This window comes from Ferrovibrio sp. (assembly GCF_029255545.1).
GTDB lineage: Bacteria > Pseudomonadota > Alphaproteobacteria > Ferrovibrionales > Ferrovibrionaceae > Ferrovibrio.
In genome coordinates this window covers 16,191-25,371 of record NZ_JANLJJ010000080.1, presented here as the reverse complement: position 1 = coordinate 25,371, position 9,181 = coordinate 16,191, and the positions used below count along the sequence as shown (strand labels likewise).

10 protein-coding genes are annotated in these 9,181 nt (G+C 67.7%); 6 read left to right on the top strand and 4 right to left on the bottom strand.

Going from position 1 to position 9,181, the window contains the following annotated elements:
* On the bottom strand, positions 1-495 hold a 495-nt coding region (locus Q1J79_RS15905; RefSeq protein WP_300302297.1), incomplete at its 3' end, for a DUF2244 domain-containing protein.
* Positions 496-621: 126 nt separating this feature from the next.
* Between Q1J79_RS15905 and Q1J79_RS15900 the strand changes: the two genes are divergently transcribed.
* The 4 genes from Q1J79_RS15900 to Q1J79_RS15885 all read left to right on the top strand — a co-directional run bounded on the left by Q1J79_RS15900 (position 622) and on the right by Q1J79_RS15885 (position 4,331).
* The gene (locus Q1J79_RS15900; RefSeq protein WP_300302295.1) at positions 622-1,848 is read left to right on the top strand and encodes a threonine ammonia-lyase; all 1,227 of its coding nucleotides are present in this window, start codon (positions 622-624) and stop codon (positions 1,846-1,848) included.
* 77 nt (positions 1,849-1,925) lie between these two features.
* Positions 1,926-2,687: an SDR family oxidoreductase gene (locus tag Q1J79_RS15895; RefSeq protein WP_300302293.1), complete on the top strand. Its 762-nt coding sequence runs from the start codon at positions 1,926-1,928 to the stop codon at positions 2,685-2,687.
* Between the two features lie 23 nt (positions 2,688-2,710).
* Positions 2,711-3,532 carry an alpha/beta fold hydrolase gene (locus tag Q1J79_RS15890; RefSeq protein ID WP_300302291.1) on the top strand — a complete coding sequence of 274 codons (822 nt, stop codon included), beginning with the start codon at positions 2,711-2,713 and terminating at the stop codon, positions 3,530-3,532.
* A 7-nt stretch (positions 3,533-3,539) separates the two neighbouring features.
* Positions 3,540-4,331, top strand: a complete 792-nt coding sequence (locus Q1J79_RS15885; protein ID WP_300302289.1) for a GMP synthase — start codon at positions 3,540-3,542, stop codon at positions 4,329-4,331.
* On the opposite strand, the gene Q1J79_RS15880 is transcribed toward Q1J79_RS15885, so the two are convergent.
* Complete coding sequence (locus Q1J79_RS15880; protein WP_300302287.1) at positions 4,263-5,465, bottom strand: RsmB/NOP family class I SAM-dependent RNA methyltransferase; 1,203 nt, start codon at positions 5,463-5,465, stop codon at positions 4,263-4,265. The two genes, Q1J79_RS15885 and Q1J79_RS15880, sit on opposite strands and share 69 nt — an antisense overlap.
* Here Q1J79_RS15880 and Q1J79_RS15875 point away from each other — a divergent pair.
* Together Q1J79_RS15875 and Q1J79_RS15870 are read left to right on the top strand one after the other, a co-directional pair.
* Positions 5,412-5,876, top strand: a complete 465-nt coding sequence (locus Q1J79_RS15875) for a hypothetical protein (RefSeq protein WP_300302285.1) — start codon at positions 5,412-5,414, stop codon at positions 5,874-5,876. The genes Q1J79_RS15880 and Q1J79_RS15875 overlap by 54 nt on opposite strands.
* Positions 5,877-6,145: 269 nt before the next feature.
* Positions 6,146-7,513 carry a hypothetical protein gene (locus Q1J79_RS15870; RefSeq protein ID WP_300302283.1) on the top strand — a complete coding sequence of 456 codons (1,368 nt, stop codon included), beginning with the start codon at positions 6,146-6,148 and terminating at the stop codon, positions 7,511-7,513.
* Here Q1J79_RS15870 and Q1J79_RS15865 read toward each other — a convergent pair.
* Together Q1J79_RS15865 and Q1J79_RS15860 are read right to left on the bottom strand one after the other, a co-directional pair.
* Entirely contained in the window at positions 7,510-8,313 is an 804-nt protein-coding gene (locus tag Q1J79_RS15865) for a DNA-binding domain-containing protein (RefSeq protein ID WP_300302281.1), read from the bottom strand. The genes Q1J79_RS15870 and Q1J79_RS15865 overlap by 4 nt on opposite strands.
* Positions 8,310-9,164 carry a DUF692 domain-containing protein gene (locus tag Q1J79_RS15860; protein WP_300302278.1) on the bottom strand — a complete coding sequence of 285 codons (855 nt, stop codon included), beginning with the start codon at positions 9,162-9,164 and terminating at the stop codon, positions 8,310-8,312. The genes Q1J79_RS15865 and Q1J79_RS15860 overlap by 4 nt, the downstream gene beginning before the upstream one ends.
* Positions 9,165-9,181: the final 17 nt, after the last annotated feature.

Below are 9,181 nucleotides of genomic sequence, written 5' to 3'. Positions count from 1 at the left end.
GCGCAGGCCGGCGCCGGGCGGAATGCGCCAGCGCACCAGCGCTTCGCGCAGGGCATCGGCCAGCACGCGGCGTTCGTCGGGGCTGAGGAAAGCACCCAGGGTCAGCGAACGGCCGTGGCTCCACAGCCGCAGCGGCGAGGCATCGTCCTCGGCATCACATTCCACCCGCAGCCAGTAGGGCTGCAACCGCCAGGTTTTTTCATTGCCTTTGGCATCGATGCGGCGCACTTCCAGCGCATCCTGGTCCAGCCGGATGATCTCGCGCGCCCGGGCCTGGGCATAGCTGTATCGGAAAGCCAGCCAGATCAGCAGTACGTCCAGGCCGCAGAAGCCGAAAACCGGCCAGGCGCCGATGGCCCAGAAGGCGGTGCCGGCGGCGAAATTCACCAGCCCGAAGAACACCATCAGGATGATGAAGCCGCGCGGCCCCAGCGAGCGGTAAGGCTTCAGCTCGATCTCGAAAACCGGTGGAATCTGCGGGGCGGTGCCGTGCATGGGCATAAACTAACCCCGCCAGCGATCCCGGCCAAGTCGAAAGCCCATCCGGCCAAACCGGGCCGTGACCCCGGCGGCAGGCTCGATTATAGTCCTGTTATCAATCTGTTGTGCCGGATGGAGTTCATGACCGCGCTTGTCCCGATGATTGGCCTCGCCGATGTGCGTGCCGCCGCCGACCGCATCCGCGGCGCGGTGGCCGAGACGCCCTGCCTGCATTCGCGCACGCTCTCAAGCCTGACCGGCGCCGAGGTCTGGCTGAAATTCGAGAATCACCAGTTCACCGCCAGCTTCAAGGAGCGCGGCGCGCTCAACAAGCTGCTGCAGCTGACCGAGGCCGAGCGCAAACGCGGCGTAATCGCCATGTCGGCCGGCAACCATGCCCAGGGCGTGGCCTACCATGCCGGGCGGCTGGGCATTCCCGCCACCATCGTGATGCCGACCATCACGCCGTTCGTGAAGGTGCGCCATGTGCGCGCCTTTGGCGCCCGCGTGGTGATCGAGGGCGATACCCTGGTGGAGGCGGCCGCCAAGGCCCGCGCGCTGGCGGAAGCCGAAGGCCTGGTCTTCGTGCATCCCTATGACGACCCCGCCATCATGGCCGGCCAGGGCACCCTGGCGCTGGAGATGCTGGCGCAGGCGCCGGCCCTGCAGGACCTGATCGTGCCGGTCGGCGGCGGCGGCCTGATCGCCGGCATGGCGGTGGCAGCCAAGACGCTGAAACCCGAACTGCGCATCTTCGGCGTCGAATCCGAGCTTTACACGGCGATGTACCAGGAGATGCATGGCCTGCCGGTCCATGTGGGCGGCGTGTCGATCGCGGAAGGCATTTCCGTGCGCGATATCGGCCGCGCTCCCATCGAGGTGGTGCGCCGGCATGTGGAAGACGTGCTGATCGCCCGCGAGGCCGATATCGAACGCGCCATCGTGGCGCTGGTGGAAATCGAGAAGACCGTCACCGAGGGCGCCGGCGCGGCCGGCCTGGCCGCGCTGATGGCCGATCCAACCCGATTCAAGGGCCGTCATGTCGGCATCGTGCTGTCGGGCGGCAATATCGATACCCGCCTGCTCGCCTCCGTGCTGATGCGCGGCCTGGTGCGCGACGGTCGCCTGGCCCGCATCATCGTGATGACCGATGACGCGCCGGGCCGGCTGGCCAAGGCGGCCGGCGTGATCGGCAATGCCGGGGTGAATATCGTGGAAGTGGCGCATCAGCGGCTGTTCACGCTGGCCTCGGCCAAGGCGACCGAGATCGAATTCGTGGTCGAGGCGCGCGACCGTGCCCATCTGGAGGACCTGCTGCAGGCCCTGGCCAAGGCCGGCCTGCCGGCCAAGCTGGAAGAGCCGGACTAAGCGCCCTGCCGCAGCGTCATGTTTGCCCCCGGCCCCGCCGGCCGGCTATCCTTCCGCCCACATAACGGGAGGACACCATGGGCCGCGTAGCCAACAAAGTCGCGCTGATCACCGGCGGAGCCTCGGGGCTCGGCAAAGCCACCGCCATCATGATGGCCAGGGAAGGCGCGAAAGTCGCCATCGCCGACCGCAACCTGGATGGCGCCCGCGCGGTGGCCGACGAGATCGGCAAGAATGCCATCGCCATCAATCTGGACGTGACCAGCGAGCAGCAGTGGATTGCCGCGCTGGACGTGGTGGATGCCGCCTTCGGCAAGCTGAACGTGATGGTGCATTCCGCCGGCGTCGGCGTGATGAAAAGCGTCGAGGATATCAGCGTCGAGGAATGGCATTTCGTGCATAACGTAAACCTGCACGGCCCCTTCCTGGGCATCAAGCACGGCCTGCCGCGCATGAAGGCGCATGCCCCGGGCTCGATCATCATCATCTCGTCTGTCTCGGGGATCATCGCCGGCCATAACATGTCGGCCTATAACACCTCGAAGGCCGGCGCGCGCATGCTGGCCAAGACCACGGCTTTGCATTGCGCCAGGCGCAAATACAATATCCGCTGCAACTCGGTGCACCCGACTTTCATCGACACGCCGATGGTGCAGAGCATGATCTATGCCGGTGGCGATCCGGCTTTGGTGCGGCAGAAGCTGGAATCGCAGGTGCCGCTCGGCGTGCTGGGCGAACCAGACGACGTGGCGAGTTGCATCCTCTATCTCGCCTCGGATGAATCGAAATTCGTCACTGGCGCCGAATTCGTCATCGATGGCGGCATAACCGCGCAGTAAATCGCGCAGCAGGAGGCGACGCCATGCCACAGATCGACGTCAACGGCACGCGGCTTTACTACGAGGATACCGGCCAGGACAGCACTGGCGGGGGCTCGACCGGCGAGACCATCGTGTTCAGCCATGGCCTGCTGTGGGACGCGGAGCTGTTCGCGCCGCAACTGGCCCATCTGAAAGACCGTTATCGCGTCATCGCCTATGACCATCGCGGCCAGGGCCGCAGCGCCGACGACACCGTCTCCAGCATCAGCATGGAAACCGTGTACCAGGATGCCGTGGCGCTGATCGAAAAGCTGGCCATCGGCCCGGTGCATTTCGCCGGCCTTTCCATGGGCGGCTTCGTCGCCATGCGGCTGGGGGCGCGGCGGCCCGACCTGACGCGCTCGCTGATCCTGATGGAGACCTCGGCCGATCCGGAGCCGGCCGAGAATGTGCCGAAATACCGCAAGCTCAACTTCGTTGCCCGCTGGCTGGGATTAGGCCTAGTGGCGGCCAAGGTGATGCCGATCATGTTCAGCCAGGACTTCCTGACCGATCCGGCGCGGGCGGCCGAGCGCGCGCACTGGCGGGGCAAGCTGGTGGGCAACCGGCGCAGCATCTGGCGGGCGGTGAACGGCGTGATCGACCGCGCCGGCGTCCATGATGAGCTGGGCCGCATCCGCTGCCCCGTGCTGGTGATGGTGGGCGACCAGGATGTCGCCACCGTGCCGGCCAAGGCCGAGCGCATCCATGCCGCCATCCCGCAATCACGGCTGGTCAGGATCGCCAAAGCCGGGCATAGTTCCTCGGTCGAGCAGCCGGTTGCGGTGAATGCCGCGCTGGATGAATTTCTGAAGGATCTCTGAACCGCACATGCTGCACGGACCACGACAGGATGATGGCACTCCCCAGCCGTCGATCCTGATGATCGTCCACCAGGAAAGCTCCGATCCGGGCCGGATCGGCGACATGCTGCGCGAGCGCGGCTATCACCTGGATATCCGCCGCCCCTGCCTGGGCCAGGAGCTGCCCGAGACCATGGAGCATCATGCCGGCTGCGTGGTGTTCGGCGGACCGATGAGCGCCAATGACGACCATCTGGATTTCATCCGCCAGGAACTGGATTTCATCCCGCGTGTGGTGACCAGCGGCAAACCCTATCTGGGCGTCTGCCTCGGCGCTCAGCTGCTGGCGCGGGCCGGGGGCGCCAAGGTGGCCCCGCACGCGGAAGGCTGGCACGAGATCGGCTATTACGCGGTGAAGGCCACGCCGCGCGGCCGCACCTTCTTCCCCGAGCAGCTGCATATCTTCCAGTGGCATGGCGAGGGATTCGAGTTGCCGCGCGGCGCCGTGCGGCTGGCCGCCACCACCTGGTTTCCCAACCAGGCGATGAAAATCGGCGAGACCGCCTTCGGCCTGCAGTTCCATCCGGAAGTGACCGCGGCGGTGATGCAGCGCTGGACGCAGTTTGCCGGTCATCGCCTGCTGCTGCCCGGCGCGCAGGCGCGCGACCTGCAACGCGCCTATTGCCAACGGTATGACGCCGGCATCGCCGCCTGGCTGCGGGGTTTCCTCGACCGCTGGCTAAGCCCGCAATCAGTCCTTGCGCACCAGGATGGCGGCAAAGAAGCCGTCCGTGCCGTGGCGGGCGGGCGTCAGGTTTAAATACGGCCCCGGCACCGGGCAGGCGCCGCCCACCGTCTTGTCCCAGACATCGGCCACCGACAGGATGCTGAAGGCCGGGTGGCGCTTGAGGAAAGCGGCGACCTGGTCTTCGTTTTCCTCCTTCAGCACCGAGCAGGTGACGTATACCAGCCGCCCGCCGCGCCGCACCAGCTTCGCCGCGCGGTCGAGGATTTCGGCCTGGCGGTCGGTCAGTTCGGCGATGTCCCGCGGGGTGAGGCGCCATTTCGCATCGGGCTTGCGCCGCCAGGTGCCACTGCCGCTGCAGGGCGCATCGACCAGCACGCGTTCGGCCTTCTCGGCATGGCGCTTGAGCCACTTGGTCTCCAGCACGCGGCATTCGGCATTATGCACGCCGGCACGGCGCAGCCGCAGCTTGGCCTTGGCCAGCCGGCCTTCGCTGACATCCATCGCCACCAGCTTGCCGGCATTCTTCATCGCCGCGCCCAGCACCAGGGTCTTGCCGCCGGCGCCGGCGCAGAAATCGGCGACGAACTTGCAGCCCGCCGCATCAACCAGCATGGCGGCAAGCTGTGAGCCCTCGTCCTGAGGCTCGACCAGGCCATCCGCATAGGCCTGCGTGTTGTTCACATAGGCCTGTGGCGACAGGCGCAGGCCGGTCGGCGAGTATGGCGTCGGCTGGCAACGCAGCTCCTCGGCGGCCAAAGCAGCCGCGGCAGCATCGCGCGTGGTCTTCAGCGTGTTGACCCGCACATCCAGCGGCGCCGGCCGCAGCATGGCGGCCAGCTCCATGTCGAAATCACCACCGAAGCGTTTCTTCAGCTGCGGCAACAGCCATTCCGGCACGCTGTGGCGCGCGGCGGCCGGCATGTCGGGATGCTCCAGCGTGTGGCCTTCCAGGCGGCGCAGCAGCGTCTCCACCGCGCTGTCGCCAGCGGGGAACAGCGGCAGCAGGCCGCTGGCCTTGGCGCCGCTGCCCAGGATCCGGTACGCGGCGACGCGCAAGCGGTTATCCGGCGCCAGCCCGGCCTTGCCCCCCATGCCTTCCTGGGAAATCCACCAGTCGAGCCGGCCGCGCAGGCGCAGCACCTCGTCGCCGATATGGATGATCGCCTCGCGCTCGTCGGCATCGAACTGGCGGTGATGCTGCTTCATCCAGGCATGGCGCACGCGGTCGGCAGTGTCGCGACTGGCGAGCATGGCATCCAGCAGGGCGATGGCGGCTTCGGCCACCTTGCGGCTGGCGCCCGGGCGCAGGCCTGGCTTCTGGCCTGGCTTCTGGCCCGGCTTCTGGCCCGGCCTGCGATCCGATGGCTCGATCGGCTTGCGCTCCGGCCGCTGTTCGAATGTCTGGCCGGGCTTGCCGCCGCTCCTGCGGTCGGACCGGTCGCGCTTGTCCGCGCCCGCGCGCCGGGGCAGCTGATCCTGCCTGTGGTCCCGCTCATGGCCCGGCGCGCGATCCGAGCGACGCTCCTGATGCTTCTCGGGGAATTTCGTCTTCGGATGCTGGCCGTCACGCTCGGCGCGGTGGGCCTGCCGGGGTTCCGCAGTCCGATGACCGGATGACGGGCGCGCGCCGCCGGGCGCACCAGTGGACTGCTTGCCTGCAGACTGCTTGCCTGTGGGCTTGCCGGGACGACGCGGCGGGGTACGGCCTGAAGCGGAGCGGCCGGAAGGCGGGCGACGGCCGGAAGGGGGTTTGGGCAAAGGAAAACCGATCAATGGCGGGGTTGCGGGGATTGGCCCACTCATAGGCTGCCCCGGCCGCCCCGGCAAGGCCGCCAATCACGGGAGTTTGACGCCAGCGATGGCGCCAGGCGGGCCTAGACTGCCCCATGCGCAACCTCTGGCTCACCCTGTTCACCCTGCTGGCCGGCGGCCCTGCCCTGGCGGCGTCGCAGGCCCCGGCACAGACCCCGGCACAGGCCCCGGCGCAGTCCCCGGCCTGCGAGTATCACATCCGCCTGCAGGACGAGGCTGGCCTGATGCTGGCCGTGCAGGTGACCTGCAGCGGCGAAAGACTGCCGGTTTTCGACCGTCCGGTCGATGGCGACCTGGCGGCGGCCCTGACCGGCTTCGAGCCCGGCAGTGACGGCCGCAGCCTGCGCTATGGCCTGCATCTCGACCGCCTCGCCGCTCTGGCCAACACGGCCGATATCGCCCAGCGCATCGACCGGGCGGTGATCTCGCCGCTTTCGACCTGGCTGGCCGATCCGGGCCTGCCCGAGGCCACGATCACGCTGACGCTGGAGGCGCTGGACGGGCTGCATTACGCGATCAATCTGCCCCAGCGCGACGACGGCCGCCTGCATCTGCGGCGCAGCGACATCCGTTTCGGCGGCTATGCCGTGTTCGGCCGTTTCTCCAGCGCGACGGTCCCGGTAGGCAATGCCGTGATCGAGGTGGTCAGCTTCCCCGGCCGCGCGGGACCACCTGTGCCACTGGTGCAGGCCTGGATCGCCGACAGCGCGCAGGCGGTGGCGGCGTATTTCGGCGGTTTCCCGCTGGCGCGGACCTTGCTGCTGGTCGTGCCGGTGCCGGACCGCGCCGGCGTCGTGTTCGGCCGGGTGCGCGGCGGCGGCGGCGGCACCATCCTGCTGCAGCTCGGCGAACAGGCGCAGCGGGCCGCGCTCCATGACGACTGGATCCTGGTGCACGAAATGATCCATCTCGCCGCGCCCTTCATCACCGGCCGCTCGGCCTGGGTGATGGAGGGCATGGCAACCTATCTCGAACCGCTGATCCGCACCCGGGCCGGCTGGCGCAGTACGGCGCAGCTATGGCAGGAATTCGTCTCCGACATGCCACGCGGCATTCCGGCCCTGACCGTCGAAAGCCTAGACGCGGTCTCACGCGCGGGCCTGTACTGGGGTGGCGCGACCTTCATGCTACTGGCCGATCTGGATATCCGTGAGCGCAGCCAGAACCGCGCCTCGCTGCAGACCTGTCTGCGCGCCGTATTACGGGCGGGAGGCGATACCACCACGCGCTGGAGCCGCGAACGCTTCTTCGCGACCTGCGACGCGGCAACCGGCACCGGCACCATGGCGCGGCTCGGCGAGCGTTATGCGCGGCAGGCCTCCATGCTGGATCTGGCGGCGTTATGGCGCGATCTCGGCATATCGACCGGCCCGGCCGGCATCGTGTTCGACGACAACGCCCCGCTGGCGCCGCTGCGCCGCGCGATTACCACAGAGGGTTAGCGGCCCTGGTCAAAGCCGGCGATCCAGCCGCTGTCGATCCACAGGCGCAGCAGGCCGGCGGCACGCGCCGGCGCCGCCTCGATATTGCCGTGCTCCGCCACGACAGCGCAAAGACCGGCGAAATCCTCGCCCTGTCCGGCCGCCCGCAGCATCGCCGCTTCGTCCGGATCGACCATGCGGAATCGCACACCCGACTGGCCGCGCCATATGGCCCAGTGCCGCGCGGCATCCTCCAATGGCGGCACCGGCGGCAACACGGCGGCTTCATCAAGATCACGCACCGCCAGCCACCAGTCGGGCACCGCATGTGGCAATGCGATCATGCGCAAAGCGGGATGCAACCGGAAGCGCAAAGCGGGCCAGGCGTCAACCGACACCGCCGACAGGTCAGCCGCGCAGATTGCCGGCGCATCGGCAGCATCGAAGGCCAGGCCGATGGACCATTCGAACGCCGCCATGGCGCAGGCGGCGCCATCGTCGCGCCAGCGCGGTTGCGCGGCCAGGAAAGCCGGCAGGCCGCCCCCGAACCAGCGGATCGTTGGCGAGGCCGAGCGGCTGGCCGCGATATAGGCGTAGGCCAGCGCGGCGAAACGCTCCTCTCCCATCAGGCGGCCCAGAACCGGATAATCGGTGCGCAGCACGTCATGCAGGCGCTCGACATAGGCATTGCGGTAGACATCGAGCCGCGCAGCGGCATTGATGCCATCCGGTACCCTGACAGCGGGCAGCAGCGGCGTCGCATCCGTCTCGTCGAGCAGATAGGCGGAAAATCCGGCCTGCAGCGGCGCCAGTCCGCTCATGCCGCAACCTCGCGCAGGGTTTCGGCCGCCACCTGCCTGACTCGGTCCAGTTCCGCGAGCAGTTCGGCAAAAGGCGGAAAATTGTCGTCGCGCTCGATCATCGTGGATACCGGACCGAAGCGGCGCAGCGCGCGGGCATACAGGGCGAAAACCGGATCGGCGATCGGCGCGTCATGGGTGTCGATGATGAGGTCGCCGAGATCGGAATGTCCGGCGAGATGGATCTGGGCCACGCGATCATGCGGAATGCCGGCCAGGTAAGCATCGGCGTCGAAGCCATGATTGCGGGCGCTGACATAAACGTTGTTGACGTCGAGCAGAAGCAGGCAATCGGCCTCGCGGCTCAGCGCGGCGAGAAAATCCCATTCCGTCATCGTCGAGCCGTTCCACTCGACATAGGACGAGACATTCTCCAGCAGGATGCGGCGCCCCAGGAAATCTTGCGCCTGCCGCACCCGGGCCGCGACATGGCGCAGGGTATCCTCGTTGAAGGGGATCGGCAGCAGGTCGTGCAGCTGTACGCCGTTATGGCGCGACCAGCAGAGATGATCGGAAATCCATTGCGGCCGCACCCGCGCGGCCAGCCGTTTCACCTGCGCGAGATATTCCATGTCGAGCGGATCGCTGCCGCAGATCGATAGCGATACGCCATGCAGCACCACCGGCCAGCGCGCGGCGATGCGGTCAAGCTGGCGCAACGGCGGCCCGCCATCGACAAGATAATTCTCGGTGATGGCCTCGAACCAGTCGACCGGCGGCTCGCCGTCGAGGATGTCGGGGTAATATTGCGGCCTCAGGCCCAGGCCGAAGCCGAGATCAGGCAGGCCGCTGCTTGCTGCGTGCATGGTCATGTCACCGGGTCATGTCA

Excerpts from the sequence above, each read along its gene's own strand:
- Q1J79_RS15900 (WP_300302295.1), top strand. The coding sequence starts at position 622 with ATGACCGCGCTTGTCCCGATGATTGGCCTCGCCGATGTGCGTGCCGCC.
- Q1J79_RS15895 (WP_300302293.1), top strand. The coding sequence starts at position 1,926 with ATGGGCCGCGTAGCCAACAAAGTCGCGCTGATCACCGGCGGAGCCTCG.
- Q1J79_RS15890 (WP_300302291.1), top strand. The coding sequence starts at position 2,711 with ATGCCACAGATCGACGTCAACGGCACGCGGCTTTACTACGAGGATACC.
- Q1J79_RS15885 (WP_300302289.1), top strand. The coding sequence starts at position 3,540 with ATGCTGCACGGACCACGACAGGATGATGGCACTCCCCAGCCGTCGATC.
- Q1J79_RS15875 (WP_300302285.1), top strand. The coding sequence starts at position 5,412 with ATGGATGATCGCCTCGCGCTCGTCGGCATCGAACTGGCGGTGATGCTG.
- Q1J79_RS15880 (WP_300302287.1), bottom strand. The coding sequence starts at position 5,465 with ATGAAGCAGCATCACCGCCAGTTCGATGCCGACGAGCGCGAGGCGATC.
- Q1J79_RS15870 (WP_300302283.1), top strand. The coding sequence starts at position 6,146 with ATGCGCAACCTCTGGCTCACCCTGTTCACCCTGCTGGCCGGCGGCCCT.
- Q1J79_RS15865 (WP_300302281.1), bottom strand. The coding sequence starts at position 8,313 with ATGAGCGGACTGGCGCCGCTGCAGGCCGGATTTTCCGCCTATCTGCTC.
- Q1J79_RS15860 (WP_300302278.1), bottom strand. The coding sequence starts at position 9,164 with ATGACCATGCACGCAGCAAGCAGCGGCCTGCCTGATCTCGGCTTCGGC.